Origin of the sequence: Roseovarius sp. THAF9 (assembly GCF_009363715.1) — a bacterium.
Classification (GTDB): domain Bacteria; phylum Pseudomonadota; class Alphaproteobacteria; order Rhodobacterales; family Rhodobacteraceae; genus Roseovarius.
In genome coordinates, this window is the sequence record NZ_CP045404.1 from 3,809,619 (window position 1) to 3,827,727 (window position 18,109).

The window sequence follows — 18,109 nt, forward strand, 5'->3', positions numbered from 1 at the left end:
CAGCCGACGTATGTTTCAGACCCTATTCCGCCGGAACGGCGTTGTCCTCGATGCCGATGGGGTGTTCCAGCTTGCCCAGCATTTCCTTGGGGCAGACCTGCACGAACTTGTCCTTTTCGGCCTCCCAGTATTGCAGGATCTCGGCGGCGCGGCGGCTGCCGGTTTCCTCGCCATGACGCTCGATCAGGGTCTTGAGCTGGGTCAGCCAGTGCAGTTCTGTTACCGGGCAGGTGACGACCGACTCGCGGTTGATCAGCTTGTCGGTGTCGCCTTCGGGATCATAGAGGAAAGCCATGCCGCCGGTCATGCCGGCGGCGAAGTTCGCACCAACGGAGCCAAGGATCACGGCCATGCCGCCGGTCATGTATTCGCAGCCGTTGCTGCCGCAGCCTTCTATCACAACCTTGGCGCCGGAGTTGCGAACGGCAAATCGTTCGCCCGCGCGGCCCGCGGCAAAGAGGTACCCTTCGGTCGCGCCGTAAAGGACAGTGTTGCCGATGATGGTATTATCGGCGGCCTCAAGCGGGCTGACCATCGGGGGGCGCACCACGATAGTGCCGCCCGACAGACCCTTGCCGACATAGTCATTGGCGTCGCCCGACACCTCGATCTTCAGCCCCGGTGCCGCGAAGGCGCCCAGGGACTGTCCCGCGCTGCCGGTCAGCTTGACGGTCAGGTGATCGGGCTGCAACGCGTTGCGCATGCCGAAGTTGCGGACGATATGGCTGCTGACGCGGGTGCCCACGGTGCGGTGCGTGTTCTGCACGGCATAGTGAAGCTGCATCTTCTCGCCATCGTTGAGGAACCGCGCGGCATCCCGCACGATCTCGGCGTCCAGCGTATCGGGCACCTCGTTGCGCGGCTTGTTGCGGTCATAGGTGATGTGCTGTGCCCCATCAACGGTGATCAGCATCGGGTTGAGGTCCAGATCATCCAGATGCGCCGAGCCGCGGCTGACCTGGGTCAGCAGATCGGCACGTCCGATCACGTCATCGAGGCTGCGCGCGCCGATACTGGCCAGCACCTCGCGCACTTCCTGCGCGTAGAAGGTGATCAGGTTCACCACCTTGTCGGCATTGCCGGTGAACTTTTCGCGCAGCGACTCGTCCTGGGTACACACGCCCACGGGGCAGGTGTTGGACTGGCACTGGCGCACCATGATGCAGCCCATGGCGATCAGGGCGGCGGTGCCGATACCGTATTCCTCGGCCCCCATCATCGCGGCCATGACGATGTCGCGCCCGGTGCGCAGCCCGCCGTCGGTCCGCAGGGTGATGCGGCTGCGCAGGTTGTTCATCGACAGAACTTGGTGCGCCTCGGTCAGGCCCATTTCCCATGGCAGGCCGGCATATTTGATCGACGTGGCGGGGGACGCGCCCGTGCCGCCATTGTGCCCCGAAATCAGGATCACGTCGGCCTTGGCCTTGGCGACACCGGCGGCGATGGTGCCGACGCCGGATTGCGACACCAGCTTGACGCAGACCTTCACGGTCGGGTTGATCTGTTTCAGGTCATAGATCAACTGCGCCAGATCCTCGATCGAGTAGATGTCGTGGTGCGGCGGCGGCGAAATCAGGGTCACACCCTCGGTCGAGTGGCGCAGACGCGCGATCAGTTTGGTCACCTTCATGCCCGGAAGCTGCCCGCCCTCACCGGGCTTGGCGCCCTGGGCGACCTTGATTTCCAGCTCTTCGCATTGGTTGAGGTATTCCGCCGTTACACCGAACCGGCCCGAGGCGACCTGCTTGATTTTGGCCGACGGGTTGTCGCCGTTGGGTTCGGGCACGAAATGCGCCGGATCCTCGCCGCCTTCGCCCGAGTCGGACCGTGCGCCGATGCGGTTCATGGCGACGTTCAGGGTCTTGTGCGCCTCGGGGGAAAGCGCCCCCAGCGACATGCCCGGCGTGACGAAGCGTTTGCGGATCGCGGTGACGCTTTCCACCTCTTCCAGCGGCACGGTCTCGCCCATGGGCTTGATCGCCATCAGGTCGCGCAGGTGAATGGGCGGGTTGGCCTGCATCGCCTGGCTGTAGCGTTTCCACAACTCGAAGCTGGCCTTGTTGCAGGCCATCTGCATCATGTGCATCGTCTGCGCGCCCCAGGCGTGGGTTTCGCCCGATTTGCGCGACTTGTAGAAGCCGCCGATGGGCAGCACGTGCTTGCCACCGCGGAAGGCTGTCGCGTGGATTTCCTCCAGCTTGGCCTGGATGCCGCTGACGCCGATGCCGGAAATCCGGCTGACAAGGCCCGGGAAATACTCGGCGCACATGGCGCGGGAAAGGCCCACAGCCTCGAAATTCAGACCGCCGCGATAGGACGAGATGACACTGATGCCCATCTTCGACATGATCTTCAGCAGGCCCTGGTCGATGGCGAGGCGATAGCGCGCCACGGCCTCGGTCAAGGAACAATCCAACAGACCGCGTTCGATCCGGTCAGCCAGGCTGTCCTCGGCGAGGTAGGCGTTGACCACGGTCGCGCCCGCGCCGATCAGAACGGCAAAGTAATGCGGGTCGATGCATTCGGCGGACCGCACCATGAGGCTGGTGAAGGTGCGCAGGCCCTTGCGCGTCAGGTGGCTGTGTACGGCGCTGGTGGCCAGGATCATCGGCATGGCGATGCGCGTCTCGCTCACGCCCTGATCGGTCAGCACGATATGCCCCGCGCCGGAGCGCACGGCATCCTCGGCCTCGGCGCGGATACGCTCCAGCCCGTTGCGTAGCGCTCCGGTGCCGGCCTCGAAGGTGCAGTCGATCTCGCAGACATCGGCGTTCAGGCAACCCAGCATGGTCTGCCATTGCGCGTTACCGACAAAGGGGCTTTCCAGCACCATGATCTCGGTCTGGCTGCTGGACTCGTCCAGCACGTTCTTGAGGTTGCCGAACCGGGTCTTCAGGCTCATCACGCGGAATTCGCGCAGGCTGTCGATCGGCGGGTTGGTCACCTGGCTGAAGTTCTGGCGGAAATAGTGACTGAGCGGGCGGTATTTCTTGGACAGCACCGCGCTTGGCGTATCGTCGCCCATGCTGGCCACGGCCTCCTTGCCGTCCTCGGCCATCGGCGCCAGCACCTGTTCCAGTTCCTCGACGGAATAGCCCGCGGCGATCTGGCGGCGGCGCAGCTCAGTGCCTTCGCAGGTCGCCGTCTCGGTCACCCCGGCAAGGCGCTCATCGAGGTCGGTGATCTTGCCCACCCATTCATCAAAGGGCAGGGCGCGGGCCATTTTGTCCTTGATCTCGGTGTCGTGGTAGAGAACGCCCTTCTGGGTGTCGACGGCCAGCATCTGGCCCGGGCCCAGCGCGCCTTTTTCGCGCACCGTGGCCTCGTCGATCGGGACCATCCCGGCCTCGGAGCCGGCGATCACGAGGCCATCGCCCGTCACCACGTAGCGCATCGGACGCAATCCGTTCCGGTCGAGCCCGGCACAAACCCAGCGGCCATCTGTCATGGCCAGCGCGGCGGGGCCATCCCACGGCTCCATCACCGAGTTGCAGTAGGAATACATGTCGCGCCACGCCTGCGGCAGTTCCTCGGCCTGCTTGGACCAGCTTTCGGGGACCAGCATGGTTTTGGCCATGGGGGCAGAGCGACCGGCGCGCACCAAAACCTCGAAAACAGAGTCTAACGCGGCGGAATCCGACGATCCTTGGGCGATGATCGGCTTGATGTCATCGGCCAATTCGCCAAAGGACTGCGAGGCCATGCGAATCTCGTGGCTTTTCATCCAGTTGGTGTTGCCCTTCAGCGTGTTGATCTCGCCGTTATGGGCCAGCATGCGGAAGGGCTGCGCCAGCCACCATTGCGGGAAGGTGTTGGTGGAATAACGCTGGTGATAGATGGCGAAGTTCGACTTGAACCGCTCGTCCTTGAGGTCGGGATAGAATTCCGCGACCTGCTCGGCCAGCATCATGCCCTTGTAGATGATGCTGCGGCAGGACAGTGACGCGATATAAAGCTGCCCGACACCGGCGGCGGCGGCGGCTTTCTCGATCCGGCGGCGGATGACGTATAGCTCGCGCTCGAAGTCTTCCTCGTCGATGCTCTTGGCGTTGGAGATCAGGATCTGCTCGATCTCGGGGCGGGTCGCGTTGGCCTTTTCACCCAGCACGCTGATATCTACGGGCACGTGCCGCCAGCCGTAGATATAGTGGCCCATGCGCAGCACTTCGGTTTCCACGATGGTCCGGCAGGTTTCCTGCGCCCCGAAATCGGTCCGCGGCAGAAAGACCTGGCCCACGGCGAGAAGTTGATCTTCGCGCGGTTCGTGGCCGGTGCGGCGCACCTGGTCATAGAAAAACGGTGCGGGGATCTGGATATGGATGCCGGCCCCGTCGCCGGTCTTGCCATCGGCATCGACAGCGCCGCGGTGCCAGATGGCTTTGAGCGCGTCGATGCCGGCCTCGACCACCTTGCGGCTTTCCTTGCCGTTGACGGACACCACGAGGCCGACACCACAGGAAGAATGCTCTTCCTCGTGGGCGTACATGCCGTTTTCGGCCATCCAGTTGCGCTTGGCCTCTTCGGCAACGGCCCAGTTTTCATCGAATTTCGTCATCGCTATACCCCTTCAGTGGGTGCGGGCATGGCCCGGAAAACAGTCTCTAACGTGGCGGACAACGCTTATTCCGCTGCCACAGCCGTTGCACCGGCGTCCATCTCTTCGAGAATAGCCGCAGCGGCGTCGCGCCCGTCGCGGATGGCCCAGACCACCAGGCTGGCACCGCGCACGATGTCGCCCACTGCATAGACGCCGGGCAGGGAGGTCTTGCCGCTGGTAAATTCGGCCCGGATGGTGCCCCAGCGGGTCACGGTCAGTTCATCTTGATTCCACAATGTCGGGAGTTCCTCGGCCTCGAAGCCCAGCGCCTTGATCACCAGGTCGGCGGGTTCGTCGTAATCCGCGCCCTCGATCTCTTCCGGGCTTTGGCGGCCCGTGGCGTCGGGCGAGCCAAGGCGCATCTGCTGCACTTTCACGGAGGTCACCGGGTCGCCGTGAAACGCCTTGGGGGCGGAAAGCCACTCGAATTCCACGCCTTCTTCCTCGGCGTTCATCACTTCGCGTTGCGAGCCCGGCATATTGGCGCGGTCGCGGCGATAGAGACATTTGACGCTGGTGGCGCCCTGCCGGATCGCGGTGCGCACGCAGTCCATCGCGGTGTCGCCGCCGCCGATCACGATGACGCGCTTGCCTTCTGCATTCAGCTCGCCACTTTCGAACTCTGGCACGTCATCGCCAAAGCTCTTGCGGTTTGACGCGGTCAGATAGTCGATGGCCCGCACGATGCCCGCGGCGCCCGCGCCGGGGCCGGGCAGTTCGCGGCTTTTGTAGACGCCGGTGGCAATCACGACGGCAGTGTGTTTCTGCCGGATCTCGTCAAAGGTGATGTCGGTACCGACGTCGCAGTTCAGCACGAATTCGACGCCGCCTTTTTCAAGCTGTTCGACACGGCGCATGACAACGGGCTTTTCCAGCTTGAAGCCGGGGATGCCATAGGTCAGCAAGCCACCCGCGCGGTCATAGCGGTCATATACCGTGACCTGCACACCGGCATTGCGCAGCACGTCCGCCGCCGCCAGTCCGCCGGGGCCAGCACCGATGATACCAACGCTTTCCTCGCGCTCTTGCATGGGCGCGATGGGCTGGACCCAGCCTTCTTCCCATGCGGTGTCGGTGATGTATTTCTCGACCGCGCCGATGGTGACGGTGCCGTGCCCGGACTTCTCGATCACGCAATTGCCTTCGCACAGGCGGTCCTGCGGGCAGATGCGGCCACAGATCTCTGGGAATGTGTTGGTGGCCTGGCTGACTTCATAGGCCTCCTGCAACCGCCCCTCGGCGGTCAGGCGCAGCCAGTCGGGGATATTGTTGTGCAGCGGACAGTGGTTCTGGCAATAGGGCACGCCACATTGGCTGCAGCGTCCAGACTGCTCCTTGGCCTTTTCGTCGGCGTATTCCGCGTAGATCTCGTTGAAATCTTCCCGGCGCGCATCAGCTTCGCGCTTGGTGGGCATGTCCCGCTCGACGGACACGAATTTCAGCATCGGTGTTTTTGCCACGATTCTCTCCAAAGATCGCCTAGGTTCCGAAGGTTTAGTGCAAGGTCACGGAAAAATAAAGTCAGCACAGTTTACCTTTATTGCGATATTTTTATCCTCGGCACCGCTTCGCGTCAAGTTTGATCAAAAACTTAGGTCCGATCCGGACATAAATGTGCGCTTTCCTCTGAGTTCGAATGCAGTATAGCTAGGAAAAAAAGACACGAGCAGGGCCGCGCACATGCCGCTTTTCCATCTGATCCTCGTTGCCGTGATCCAGGGAATCACCGAGTTTCTGCCGGTATCGTCCTCGGGCCACCTGATCCTGCTGCCCGGCCTGACCGGGCTGGACGACCAGGGTCAGGCGATTGACGTGGCGGTGCATGTTGGCACCCTTTTCGCCGTGATCCTGTATTTCTGGTCGGACGTGAAGCTTGCGCTTGGCGGGCTGCCCCGCGCCCTGTCGGGGCGGATCGATACCGAAGGGTCGAAACTGGCGTTTCTGTTGATCGTGTCGTCCATTCCTGTGGTGGCCTTCGGCGTGCTTTTGAAATTAACCGGGCTGGACGACGCCATGCGGTCGATCGCCGTGATCGGCTGGACGATGCTGGTCTTCGGCATCGTGCTTTACTGGTCCGACCAGGCGGGCGAGGCGACCCGTACGACCGCGGACTGGTCCCTGCGCGACGCCATGGTGATGGGCGTCTGGCAGGCCATCGCGCTAATCCCGGGCACGTCCCGCTCTGGCATCACGATCACCGGCGCGCGGTTCATGGGCTATGCCCGGTCCGACGCGGCGCGGCTATCGATGCTCATGTCGATCCCGGTGATCATCGAAAGCGGGACGTTGCTTGGCGCCGAGGCGGTCTATACTGCGAATGTCGCGCTGATCCGGGACAGCGCCATCGCTGCCGCCTTCGCCTTTGTCTCGGCGCTGCTGGCTCTGACCCTGATGATGCGGCTGTTGCGCAGCGTGTCCTTCACGCCTTACGTGATCTACCGGATTGGGCTGGGGATCGTGCTGTTGGTCGTGGCTTATTCGTAGTCAGGCAGGTCGCTATGGCGCTCGGGGATGAACAGCGCATAGGTCAGAAAGCCCCAGTAGTCCTCCCAGGCCGGATCTGTCACGGCAACGGTCACGGTGGAAAAATACCGACGGTCGAGCGTGTTCCTCCCGAAGTACAGGACCTGGCCGCGCCATTTCTCTGCCATCGCGGGCGAGGCGCACCACAGGTGCAACGTGTCGCCCAGCGGCAGATCCAGCGACAGGAGCACGTGCCCCTTGCGCGCCATCGCCGCCTCGATCGCGCGGACATGCCCGCCAAAGCCCTTGCGGAAGGCGCGCCATTGAGTGTCGCTCGGTCCGGTTTCAGAGTCTATTTCACCCGGAAACAGGGCCATGACATCCCTTTGCGGGTCGCCTGCGAAGTCCGCCAGACCCTGCTGTTCCAGCACCAGCGGCATCTCGTTGATGTACTTGTCCTCAAACCCCAGGATGTGCCCGCGGGCATTGAGCAGGCTGATGATCCCGCGCAGCGTCCGCTCCGCTGCCGGGGCGTCTTCGAGGCCGTAGTACCCGATCGTCTCCAGCGTGGTGGGCGGCGTTTCGATCAGGTCGCGCGCGGTGGCCATGACCTGCGGATCATTCCCCGAGACGTCCCGCGCAAAATCGGCGAAAAGCTGCGCCTGCTTTTCCGGTATCGGCTCGGCACCGACCGCAAGCGCCGACGAGACGAGCAACAGCGCGGCCCATATCGCGCGCCGGATCATCCCTGGCGCAGGTTGCGCGCCGATTCCTTTATGTCCGAATACTGACCCGACGGGCGGAACCGCCACAGGTAGTCGGACAGAACCGCCTCCATCGCCGTGGGCCGGATGCCCAGCGCGTCCAAACCCTTGGCGTCGTCCGCCACGACGTTGTCCTGACCGAGGCTGGCGACCTGATCGCGCGTGATCTGCGCCGGAATCAAACCGCCGCTGAGAAACTGCACCCCGTCCATCACGGCGGCCAGCGGACGGGCCAGCGCGAAGGGGATGTTCATGATCAGGCGGCGGCGGCGAATGACTCGCAGCATCTCTTGCATCAGCTCGCGGAACGTGTGCACGTCGGGCCCGCCCAGTTCGTATATGCCGGGAGCGGCGTCGCCCGTAGCGCCCATTACCGCGGCCTCTGCGACGTTGTCGACATAGACCGGCTGGAACCGCGTGCTTGCGCCGACGACAGGCAGGACCGGCGAGATTCGGGCCATGCCGGCAAAACGGTTAAAGAAGTTGTCCTCGGCGCCGAAAATCACCGAGGGGCGCAGGATGACGGCGTCGGCCATGTGTTCCAGCACGGCCTCTTCGCCCTTGGCCTTGGTCTGGGCGTAGATGCTGGGCGACTCCGTGTCGGCGCCGATCGCCGAGATCTGCACCATGCGCTCAACGCCCATTTCGGACGCCATCTTGGCCACACGGCGCGCGCCTTCGACCTGGATGGCATCGAAATTGTTCTTGCCGCGCCGGTCGAACGTGCCGACGCAGTTGATCACCGCATCCGCGCCGTGCATCACCGAACGCACGCTGTCATCGTCGCGCAGGTTGCAGGCGACAGGCGCGACCTGTCCGACAACGCCGTAGGGTTTCACGAAGATCGCCTCGTGCGGGCGGCGCACCGCGACCCGCACACGCCAGCCCTTCTGCGCCATCCGCCGCGCGATATACCGCCCGACAAACCCCGATCCGCCGTAAATGGTGACAAGCCTGGACATGGTTGGTGCTCCCGTCTGCGCCTTTGGGTTTCTTTCTACTAGACCTGATGGTGGAAATCGACAAGGCGAATTGACCAATGCGAACTATCCGCACGAATCCACGTTGACACGGCTTGGCGCGATGTCTAAATGCGCCTCCACGACACCTGCCCAGGTGGCGGAATTGGTAGACGCGCTAGCTTCAGGTGCTAGTGTCCGTATGGACGTGGAGGTTCGAGTCCTCTCCTGGGCACCATTTAAATCTCTCATATTATTGATTTAATTGATTTTAATTCAACTGACCCCTTGCGTGTCCACCTTTTTGTCCACCCAACGCCCTCTGCTATAGCGTATCGACTAGGTGACCAAAGCGCTGCGCGAAGGATTCCCAAACCCCGAAATCGCTACGCTCATCCAGCGCGTCGATCTGCGCGGTAAGTCTTTCGAATGTTTGCCAGTGCATCCCTTTGGGCTTTGGTCCAATCTCTGCACCGGCTTCCCAACCCAGTTTCGCACGAATAGTCTCCGCGCGGCGATGCATACGTTGATAGCTTTCTTCACGTATCGAGGGGTAGGCGAGTTGATGACAATGGCGGCAAGCGAAGATGCGGCCACCGTAGAGCTTTGCCACGCGTCGACCGCATCCCAGCGCTGGGTACGCAAACCATTTGCGCTCACCCCCAAAATGGCATGACTGAGAAAGCAAGCGAACCGGGTAGTTGTGGCTTTCCCACTCATTTCCGTAAGCCCTGCTGCGATAAATGAGACTTACGCGCCCTAGTTCGGCCTGAACATCAATGCTGGCGACCTTTTCGCCGTTCATGGACCACTGCCATGAGAAACGCCTACCAGGCTCTAGAAAGCCTTCTCGCGCCCAGCGCCTCACGTCGATTGCACGATAATCCTCGACCGTGCTTCTCGCGTCAGAACGCCATAGCCGACCGCTTCAAATTCCGCCCATGAACGTCTGCCGTTTCTTCCGAAATCTATTGCGAGATTCTATCTGACAATGGAGTGTCTTAATACCGTAATTCGACGGTTTGGTCTCGCAATCTTCCAGCTTCCATAGTTGTAAAAATTGTTATTGGTCAAAAACAGAACAAGTCTAAGCATAGATAGCCAATAGGCGCAGGGATCATGGGTGGCGAGTCAATCATTTCGAGTCATGTGTCTCACAAGGCAGACGCGTTAGTTTGCTCGCTTCCAGCTCTTTCAGTAATTCGATCAGAGCGTCGCGCGTCGCAACGTATCCTTCTGACTCGGCCATACTTATTGCAACCAACAAGCGGTTGCGGGAAGCCGAGTAAGAAAATTCGCTTTCGGAGCTGTCCGGAAATTTACTGAGGCTAACCTCACTAGCTCCTGTATTTGCTTCCATATCGATAACGCTCCAATAAGGATGGTTAAAGCGTCCTACAGAGCGATTAAAAATCCGTTAAGGTCACACATGCCAGGCCAGATCGGCTGGATTCGGCCCATCCTAGGTTTCTGGTACTTAAGACACGTCCGGGTCTTTGCCTTTGGATATCAATGGTGCTGGAAGTCTTAGACCCATTCGGTCTATGTCAGCCTCGAACGCATTGACCAATCCCAATAGAGCAAGCCGGTATTTTTCATTCTCGGCGCTTTCAGCGCCAGTCATTGCTTCTTCGTACATCTCCCAAAGAAGATGCGGTACGTCGCCAGTTTGCATAGTCCCAGTTCCGTTTTAATTTTCCCCAATTTTGACCGCTCTTTATAGTTTTTTTGCCCGCGGAATGACGCTGGTGGAAATTGGTTAATCCGGCATTAATGACCCATGTTTACCTAAGGGCAACTTTGCAATTTGAACGCGATGTTGCAGCGACGCCACAGTGATGAGTTGCTATATCCTCAACCAGGCAATTCGGTAAGGCATGGCGTGCCCCCATCGGGTGGTCCGGGTTGATTGTTAGTGCATTGTGGGCCTCTGGTCTACTGGAACGATGCTTTCTGGCGCGGGTGGGCGATAGCCTAATGCACTGTGTGGCCTGACGGTGTTGTAGTGGATGCGCCATTGCTCGATCAGGATTTGGGCCTCGCGCAGGCTGTAGAACAGCTCGCCTTTGAGCAGCTCATCCCGCAACCGGGCAAGACCGAACGCGGTGCGGCGCTCGGCACCATCGCGGGCATCGTGCCCTCGCTGGTGGGCGACGTCACCGGCTGCGCCTTCCGCACGCGCTGTCCTCATGCGATCCCGGCCTGCCGCGAAGCCATCCCTCTGCGCGGCACCGACAGTCACGACTTTCGCTGCGTCCACGCCGATGGCGCCCTCTCCAAGGAAGGAGACGCCGCATGAGCGAGATCCTCACCCTTGATCACGTCAAGAAAACCTACAGCGTCAAGCAGGGTCTTTTCGGCAAGCGCAGGCCGCTGTCAGCGGTCAATGACGTCACCCTCTCGATCCGCAAGGGCGAGGTGCTGGGCCTTGTCGGTGAATCCGGCTGCGGCAAGTCGACCCTCGCCAAGCTGCTCCTCGGGCTCGAAAAACCGACCGATGGCAAGGTGCTGGTCGAAGGCGAGGACATGCAGGATCTGGACCGCCGCGCCCTCGCCGGGCGGCTTCAGCCGGTTTTCCAGGACCCGTATTCCTCGCTCAACCCGCGCAAGTCGATCTATGATCTCATCTCGCTGCCTCTGCGCGTGCACGGCATCGGCGACGCCGCCAGCCAGCGCAAGGCGGTCGAGGAAATCCTCGACATCGTGGGCCTGCCCGCCCGTGTCATCAACACCTATCCCAGCCAGATGTCCGGCGGCCAGCGCCAGCGCGTGGCCATCGCCCGGGCGCTGGTGATGAAGCCCGAGATCGTCATCTGCGACGAACCTACCTCGGCGCTCGACGTGTCGGTGCAAAGCCAGATCCTCAACCTGCTGGCCGATCTGCGCCGTGACTTCGGGCTGACTTATCTCTTCATCTCGCACGACCTCGCGGTGGTCGAACACCTCGCCACGCGCGTCGCGGTGATGTATCTCGGCCGCATCGTCGAAGAGGCTCCGGTGGCCGACCTCTTCGAGCGTCCGCGCCACCCTTACACGCAGGCGTTGCTCAGCTCGGTCCTGACGCCCGACCCGACGCAGGGCGTGCCCGAAACCTCGCTCGGCACCGCCTATCCCAACCCCATCGATCCGCCCTCGGGCTGCGCCTTCCACCCGCGCTGCCCGCACGCCACGCCGCATTGCGCGGCGCAGGCGCCCCGGCCCCTGCAAACCGAGTCGGGGCTGGTCGAATGCCACCTGCACGACCCCGAAAGCCCGATGTATGAAAAGGGCGCCGCATGAGCGCATTGTCCCGAACGCAGACGGTCGCCAAGCACGTCATCGAAACCCCCGGCGGCGTGGTCGCCGCGCAGCACCGCCTTGCCGCCGAGGCGGGCGCCGAAGCTCTGCGTGCGGGCGGTGACGCGGTCGATGCCGCCGTGGCCACTTCGTTCGCTATCGGCGTGCTGGAACCGTGGATGAGCGGCCCTGCCGGCGGCGGCGCGGCGGTCCACTGGCGCGCCGACACGGGCGAGGCGGTGGCGATCAATTTCGGCATGCGCTCACCCAAGAACCTCGACGTGGCCGACTATCCCCTGTCCGGCGAAGGCAAGGCCGGCGATCTGTTCCCGTGGGAGCGGGTCGTGAATGACCGCAACGTCGAAGGCGCCACCGCCATCGCCGTGCCCGGCGTGGTGGACGGGATCGGGCAGGCCCATGACCGGTGGGGCCGCATGCCCTGGGCCGACCTTCTGGCCCCCGCGATCGCCTATGCCCGAGAAGGCATGCTGGTGGACTGGTACGCCGCGCTCCTGATTGCGTCGGTGGCCCGCAACCTCGCCGCCGACGCCGATGCCGCCGCGCTCTTTCTCGATGACGGAACGTGGCCCAAGGGCTCGGGCTGGACGGCGATCCCGGACAATCGGCTCGATCAGACTGCCATGGCCGACATGCTGGAAACCCTGGCCCGCGGCGGTCCGCGCAGCTTCTACGACGGCGATATCGCCCGGGCCCTGGCCAGCGACGTGCGGGCCAAGGGCGGCAGCCTGTCGGCTGACGACCTCTCGGGCTACCGCGCCTGGATGGGGCCCGCGCAACGCGTGCCGTACCGCGACGCGCTTTTCCACGTCATGCCCGGCCTTACCGCCGGGCCCACCTTCGCCCGCGTGATGGAGCAGCTCTCGGAACAAGACCTTTCCAGCCCTGAACGGGCCTTCCCGGCCTATGCAAGCGCCCTGGACCGCGCCTATGCCGAGCGGCTGGGCAAGATGGGCGATACCGGCGAAGTGGCGGAGGCGCCCGGTTGCACTACGCATTTCTCGGTCGTCGACCGCGCCGGGAACATGGTAGCAAACACCCAGACCCTGCTGTCGATCTTCGGCAGCCGCGTGGTCTCGCCCACAACCGGCCTTTTGATTAACAACGGCATCATGTGGTTCGACCCAAAGCCGGGCAAACCCAACTCGCTGGCCCCGAACAAGGCCTGCCTGATGAATGTCTGTCCCATCCTCGGCCACCAGGGCCCGCGCCACTTCGCGCTCGGCGCCTCGGGCGGGCGCAAGATCGTCTCGGCAGTTTCTCAGATGGCCTCGTTCATCGCCGACCGCGGCATGGATATCGAGGGCACATTTCACGCCCCCCGCATCGACGTCTCGGGCAGCGGCACCGCCATCGCCGACGACACGCTGCCCGCCTCGGTTCTGTCGGCCATCGAACAGGTGATGCCGGTGCAGACCACCCGGCGTACCGTCCTGCCCTATGCCTTTGCCTGTCCCGCCGGCGTCATGCGCGATGATGCCGTGAACACGGGATGTACCGAAATCATGTCACCTTGGGGTGACGCAGTTCTGGAAGACCCTCAATGACACGCGATACCGCCATCTCCACCGCCACCGAGTATTTCGACGCCGGCACGTTCCAGTCCGACCTGTCGCACCTCGTGGCCTTCCGCAGCGAAAGCCAGAACCCCGCCCCCGAGGCCCGCGCCGAGGCGCAGCGCTACCTTGTCGAGGCGATGCAGCCCCGGCTGGAGGCGATTGGCTTTGCCTGCGAGATCGTCGACAACCCCAATCCCAAGGGCGGGCCGCTGCTCTTGGGCGAACGGGTCGAGGGCGACGACCTGCCCACGGTCCTGACCTATGGCCACGGCGATACCGTACTGGGACAAGAGGGCATGTGGCGCGACGGATTGCAGCCCTGGGAGATCACCGAAGAGGGCGACCGGCTCTATGGCCGCGGCACCGCCGACAACAAGAGCCAACACCTCATCAATATCGCGGCACTCGAATCCGTCCTCGCGGCGCGCGGCAGCCTCGGTTTCAACACCCGCATCGTCATCGAGATGAGCGAGGAGGTCGGCTCGGTCGGCCTGCCCGAGATCTTCCGCACCTACAAGGACCGGCTGACGGCGGATGTGCTGATCGCCTCGGACGGGCCGCGCCTGCAACCCGGGGTGCCCACCATGTTCATGGGCTCGCGGGGCGGCACCACCTTCGACCTCGTGGTCGAAACCCACGAAGGAGCGCACCATTCCGGCAACTGGGGCGGCCTGCTGGCGGACCCGGCAATGATCCTTGCCCATGCGCTGGCCTGCATCACCGATGCGCGCGGTCAGATCAAGGTGCCCGAATGGCGCCCAGACAGCCTGACCGACACGGTCCGCGACGCCCTGCGTGATCTGCCCGTCCAAGGCGGCGAAGGACCCGATGTCGACCCTAACTGGGGCGAGGAAGGCCTGACCCCCGCCGAACGCGTGTTCGGCTGGAACAGCTTTGCCGTCCTCGCCATGGTCTCCGGCGTGCCCGACGCGCCGGTCAACGCGATATCGGGCTGGGCGCGGGCCACCTGCCAGCTGCGCTTCGTCGTCGGCACGGATCCGCAGGATGTGGTGCCCGCCCTGCGCCGCCATCTCGACGCGCACGGCTTCGACCGGGTGCAGATCCGCCCCCACGACCGTGGTTTCTTCGCCGCCACCCGGCTGGACCCGACCCATCCCTGGGTGCAATTCGTCGGCCAGTCGATCCGCGAGACATCGGGCGAGCTGCACGTCCTGCCCAACCTCGCCGGCTCCCTGCCCAACGACAGCTTCACAGATATCCTGGAACTGCCGACGATCTGGGTGCCGCATTCCTATCGCGGCTGCTCGCAACACGCGCCGAACGAGCATGTGCTGAAGCCGGTTTGCCGGGATGCGCTGCGGGTCATGGCCGGCGTGTTCTGGGACATCGGCGAAAAGCCGACGCCGGGCCACTGAGAAGGACGAAACCAGCAAATAACGCCTTTGCGTCGATCCCCGGACATGCACATCCCGGTCTTGGGGTCCACAGGGGATGTATTTGGGACGTACAGCGGATGCGCCGACGTATCCGTTTCCTGTCACCCCATATAACGCCGGGCACTTTTGCCGTAAGCGCCCCCAGCACTGCAAAGCGTTTCAGCTTTGGCGCTGGCGCTTTCTGCGGCGCATCGCTTTTGCCATGGGCCAGACGATCACAAGGACCGTCATGACTGCGAGTAGGGCTGAGATCGGACGCGTCAGAAGCTCGGTCGCGTCACCGCGGCTGATCAGCAGGGCGCGGCGGACACTTTGCTCTGCCATGGGTCCCAAGATCATCCCGAGGATGATCGGAGCCAGCGGGACGTTCACTTTCTCAAGAAAGTAGCCGGCAATCCCGGCGGCCAGCATGACCCAAAGATCGACCGGTCGGCCGTTGATCACGTATACACCGACGCACATGAGGATCAGGATCGACGGAACCAGAAGCACGCCGGGCAGCCTTTGGAACTGGGCGAAGACCCGCGTTGCGAGTGCGCCGCCCAAAGCGAAAATCAGGACCGAGGTGATCAGCATCTCCATCATGAAGCCCCCCACGAGGACGGGATTTTGATGGAACAGCTGCGGTCCGGGTTGCAGACCGTGGATCGTGAGCGCGCTGAGCACGAGCGCCGCTACCACGTTGCCGGGAATGCCGAGCGAGAGCGCGGGAATCATGGATGCCGCGTTGTCGGCATTGTTGCCGCATTCGGCGGCGGCCACGCCCTGGGGGTTGCCCCGCCCAAAGCTGTCCGGATCGTCAGCGGCGTTCCGGGCGGCGTTGTAGCTGAGAAAGGCTGCGATATTTCCGCCGGCGCCCGGCAGGATGCCGACACCGACCCCGATGCCGGAGGACCGGAGCCAAGTCGGGATAAGGCCACGCTTCTCACCGGGAGCAAACGGCACGTTCGTCAGCTTCAACTGGTCCGCCGAGAGCCCTTTCAGATCGCATTTTTCGGCCAGTTGCAGAACGGGCGGCAAGGCATAGAGTCCGACAAGGACCACGATCAGGTCAAGGCCGCCCAGAAGCCAGGTCTGGTCGAAGGTGAACCGGGCCTGGCCGGAAAGATTGTCGATCCCGATCGTTCCGATCAACAGCCCCAGGACAGCGGCCATGACGCCTTTCACCGGGTCGGACCCGACCATGACACCCACGGATGCCATGCCGAAAATGGCGATCCAGAAATATTCCGCCGGACCGAAGAACAGCGTGACGCGCGCAAGCAGCGGGCCAATCGTCATCAGCGCGAGTGCGCTGGCGATGCCACCCACAGCGGAGGACCAGCAGGCGATCTTGAGCGCCTTGGCGGCCTCTCCCTTGTCGGCCATGGGAAAGCCGTCGAACGTCGTGGCGATCGAGGCCGGCGTGCCCGGAATGCGCAAAAGGATTGCGGGAATGGCGCCGCCATACATCGAACCGTTATAGATACCCGCGACCATCCCGAGCGCAACCAGCGGGTCCATCGAGTATGTCAGTGGCAACAGCAGGGCGATGGCCATGACCGGGTTTAATCCCGGCAGCGCACCGATGAAGACGCCCAGCAGGGTCGCGCCAACCATTGCCAGCAGTGGTGCGACCGACAGAACGGACCCAAGGGCGTTCAGGTAAAACTCCATATCACCCTCCGAGGCCCAGAAGCGGCGGGATCGCTTCGCGCGGCAGCGGCTTTTCCAGCAGCACCGAGAAAACCAGGAAGACGACCGCGATGAAAATGACCGCGACGATCACGGCATAGATCCATTGACGGAAACCAAGTGCGACCGGCAGCACCAGCATGAGCAACAACGAGGCGGTGTAGAATCCGAAGGGAATGACCGCCGCCACATAGACTGCGGCAATGACGGCTGTCGTGATGAATTTGGAGGGCGCGGCAACCAGCTGCCGCGCCTTGTCCTGGCCGACCCGGACAGCCCTGGCCACCACGGTTCCGCCCAGAAACGTCAGGATCAGGCCGAGTGTCATCGGATAGGTGCCACTGGCCCCGCTGTAGCTGCTGGCCATCCACGCGGCGGCAAGGCCGACGAGGACGAAAATGAGCCCCAGCGCGATATCCTGACGCTTTTCCATTGCTTACAGACCAAGCGCCTTCGAGACTTCGGCAAGCGCGTCATATTCTGACTGCAGCCGCTCGCCCAGGGCTTCGCCTTTGACGACGTTGGGCACTTCGCCCTTGGTCTTCAGGAACTCGACATAGCTGGGCTCGTTCACGGCCGTCTCGATGGTGTCCGCCAGCATGTTCACGATTTCGGGGTCGAGTCCCTTGGGGCCAAGGATGGCGCGCCACAGGAGCGTTTCCTTGTCGCCCAGGCCCAGCGACTCGAGTCCCGCCGCACCGGGGAGCGCGGGCACGTCAGCCGCCGAGGTCACCAGCGGACATTTGGCTTCGCCGTTCTCGACATAAGGCAGGACCGTCGAGATCGACCCGCCGTAGATGTCTACATGGCCGCCCAGAAAGTTCTGAAGCGTCTCGCCGGCGCCGCCGAAGGGAATGGCGACGGCGTCGATTCCGCGGGCCTGAAAGATCCGTTCGGCTGCCAATTGCATGGTGCCGCCGATCCCGTCGTTTCCGTAAGTGTACTTGCCCGGGTTCGCCTCGAGTTCGGCCAGGAATTCCTCGCCCGTCGTCGCAGGGAAGTCGGCCTTGACGCACAGCGTGTAAGCGGTTTCCGAGGTCGATGCGATGGGCGTGAAACTTTCAAGCGAGTAGGCGACGTTCTGCACCTGCGGAACGGTCGTCAGCGGGCTGTTCCACGTTGCGAAAAGCGAGTAACCGTCGGGTTCGACCTGCATGAACTGCGAAGCGCCGACAGAGCCGCCGCCACCGCCCACGTTCAGGATCGCGATGGACGTACCCAGCATTTCTTCGAGCAGGATGGCCAGCTTGCGGGCGCTGGTGTCGGTGCCGCCGCCGGCGCCGGCCGGGATGGTCAACTCGATCGTCCGCTCGGGGTATTCCGCCAGCGCAGGCGTGGCGATTGCCGCCGCCGTCGTCAGGCCGATGAAGGTTGTTCTGAAAGTCATGGTCTCTCTCCCTAG

Annotated in this window: 12 protein-coding genes, 1 tRNA gene and 2 pseudogenes; 6 read left to right on the top strand and 9 right to left on the bottom strand. The window is 63.0% G+C overall.

All coding sequences use genetic code 11. The features are described from left to right. Positions 1–22: 22 nt before the first annotated feature. Both gltB and FIU86_RS18685 read right to left on the bottom strand, forming a co-directional pair. Positions 23–4,555: a glutamate synthase large subunit gene (gltB, locus tag FIU86_RS18680; RefSeq protein ID WP_152476454.1), complete on the bottom strand. Its 4,533-nt coding sequence runs from the start codon at positions 4,553–4,555 to the stop codon at positions 23–25. A 65-nt stretch (positions 4,556–4,620) separates the two neighbouring features. Further along, positions 4,621–6,057: an NAD(P)-dependent oxidoreductase gene (locus FIU86_RS18685; RefSeq protein ID WP_172977556.1), complete on the bottom strand. Its 1,437-nt coding sequence runs from the start codon at positions 6,055–6,057 to the stop codon at positions 4,621–4,623. A 220-nt stretch (positions 6,058–6,277) separates the two neighbouring features. Between FIU86_RS18685 and FIU86_RS18690 the strand changes: the two genes are divergently transcribed. Continuing rightward, entirely contained in the window at positions 6,278–7,081 is an 804-nt protein-coding gene (locus FIU86_RS18690; protein WP_152476455.1) for an undecaprenyl-diphosphate phosphatase, read from the top strand. Here the strand turns inward: FIU86_RS18690 and FIU86_RS18695 are convergent. Next, complete coding sequence (locus tag FIU86_RS18695) at positions 7,072–7,806, bottom strand: hypothetical protein (protein ID WP_152476456.1); 735 nt, start codon at positions 7,804–7,806, stop codon at positions 7,072–7,074. The two genes, FIU86_RS18690 and FIU86_RS18695, sit on opposite strands and share 10 nt — an antisense overlap. After that, a complete protein-coding gene (locus FIU86_RS18700; protein WP_152476457.1) occupies positions 7,803–8,786 on the bottom strand; it encodes a complex I NDUFA9 subunit family protein in 984 nt (327 codons plus the stop codon). The genes FIU86_RS18695 and FIU86_RS18700 overlap by 4 nt, the downstream gene beginning before the upstream one ends. A gap of 148 nt (positions 8,787–8,934) precedes the next feature. Here FIU86_RS18700 and FIU86_RS18705 point away from each other — a divergent pair. Continuing rightward, positions 8,935–9,021, top strand: a tRNA-Leu gene (locus tag FIU86_RS18705). Positions 9,022–9,108: 87 nt separating this feature from the next. Here the strand turns inward: FIU86_RS18705 and FIU86_RS18710 are convergent. Further along, positions 9,109–9,588: a hypothetical protein gene (locus FIU86_RS18710; RefSeq protein ID WP_152476458.1), complete on the bottom strand. Its 480-nt coding sequence runs from the start codon at positions 9,586–9,588 to the stop codon at positions 9,109–9,111. 1,107 nt (positions 9,589–10,695) lie between these two features. Beyond that, positions 10,696–10,875 (bottom strand): annotated as a pseudogene (locus tag FIU86_RS18715) (transposase); the annotation flags it as partial. On the opposite strand from FIU86_RS18715, the pseudogene FIU86_RS18720 reads away from it, so the two are divergent. From FIU86_RS18720 to FIU86_RS18735, 4 genes and pseudogenes are all read left to right on the top strand, one after another. Further along, positions 10,861–11,082 (top strand): annotated as a pseudogene (locus FIU86_RS18720) (ABC transporter ATP-binding protein); the annotation flags it as partial. The pseudogenes FIU86_RS18715 and FIU86_RS18720 sit on opposite strands and share 15 nt — an antisense overlap. Next, on the top strand, positions 11,079–12,062 hold the full coding sequence (locus FIU86_RS18725; protein ID WP_152476460.1) for an ABC transporter ATP-binding protein: 984 nt from the start codon (positions 11,079–11,081) through the stop codon (positions 12,060–12,062). The pseudogene FIU86_RS18720 and the gene FIU86_RS18725, both read left to right, overlap by 4 nt. Further along, positions 12,059–13,624 (top strand): gamma-glutamyltransferase, encoded by a 1,566-nt coding sequence (locus tag FIU86_RS18730; protein ID WP_152476461.1) that lies wholly within the window; start codon positions 12,059–12,061, stop codon positions 13,622–13,624. Before FIU86_RS18725 ends, FIU86_RS18730 begins: the two co-directional genes overlap by 4 nt. Then, positions 13,621–15,012: a M20 family metallopeptidase gene (locus tag FIU86_RS18735; protein WP_152476462.1), complete on the top strand. Its 1,392-nt coding sequence runs from the start codon at positions 13,621–13,623 to the stop codon at positions 15,010–15,012. The genes FIU86_RS18730 and FIU86_RS18735 overlap by 4 nt, the downstream gene beginning before the upstream one ends. 180 nt (positions 15,013–15,192) lie before the next feature. On the opposite strand, the gene FIU86_RS18740 is transcribed toward FIU86_RS18735, so the two are convergent. From FIU86_RS18740 to FIU86_RS18750, 3 genes are read right to left on the bottom strand one after another with little or no spacing between them, the layout of a single operon-like run. Beyond that, a complete protein-coding gene (locus tag FIU86_RS18740) occupies positions 15,193–16,689 on the bottom strand; it encodes a tripartite tricarboxylate transporter permease (protein ID WP_152476463.1) in 1,497 nt (498 codons plus the stop codon). Between the two features lies 1 nt (position 16,690). Further along, positions 16,691–17,140, bottom strand: a complete 450-nt coding sequence (locus tag FIU86_RS18745) for a tripartite tricarboxylate transporter TctB family protein (protein ID WP_152476464.1) — start codon at positions 17,138–17,140, stop codon at positions 16,691–16,693. Positions 17,141–17,143: 3 nt separating this feature from the next. Beyond that, a complete protein-coding gene (locus FIU86_RS18750; protein WP_152476465.1) occupies positions 17,144–18,094 on the bottom strand; it encodes a tripartite tricarboxylate transporter substrate binding protein in 951 nt (316 codons plus the stop codon). Positions 18,095–18,109 lie beyond the last annotated feature (15 nt).

Bases quoted from the DNA above. Each gene is read 5' to 3' on its own strand.
- FIU86_RS18735 (WP_152476462.1), top strand. From the start codon at position 13,621: ATGACACGCGATACCGCCATCTCCACCGCCACCGAGTATTTCGACGCC.
- FIU86_RS18690 (WP_152476455.1), top strand. From the start codon at position 6,278: ATGCCGCTTTTCCATCTGATCCTCGTTGCCGTGATCCAGGGAATCACC.
- FIU86_RS18730 (WP_152476461.1), top strand. From the start codon at position 12,059: ATGAGCGCATTGTCCCGAACGCAGACGGTCGCCAAGCACGTCATCGAA.
- FIU86_RS18750 (WP_152476465.1), bottom strand. From the start codon at position 18,094: ATGACTTTCAGAACAACCTTCATCGGCCTGACGACGGCGGCGGCAATC.
- FIU86_RS18710 (WP_152476458.1), bottom strand. From the start codon at position 9,588: ATGAACGGCGAAAAGGTCGCCAGCATTGATGTTCAGGCCGAACTAGGG.
- FIU86_RS18745 (WP_152476464.1), bottom strand. From the start codon at position 17,140: ATGGAAAAGCGTCAGGATATCGCGCTGGGGCTCATTTTCGTCCTCGTC.
- FIU86_RS18725 (WP_152476460.1), top strand. From the start codon at position 11,079: ATGAGCGAGATCCTCACCCTTGATCACGTCAAGAAAACCTACAGCGTC.
- gltB (WP_152476454.1), bottom strand. From the start codon at position 4,555: ATGACGAAATTCGATGAAAACTGGGCCGTTGCCGAAGAGGCCAAGCGC.
- FIU86_RS18740 (WP_152476463.1), bottom strand. From the start codon at position 16,689: ATGGAGTTTTACCTGAACGCCCTTGGGTCCGTTCTGTCGGTCGCACCA.
- FIU86_RS18700 (WP_152476457.1), bottom strand. From the start codon at position 8,786: ATGTCCAGGCTTGTCACCATTTACGGCGGATCGGGGTTTGTCGGGCGG.
- FIU86_RS18695 (WP_152476456.1), bottom strand. From the start codon at position 7,806: ATGATCCGGCGCGCGATATGGGCCGCGCTGTTGCTCGTCTCGTCGGCG.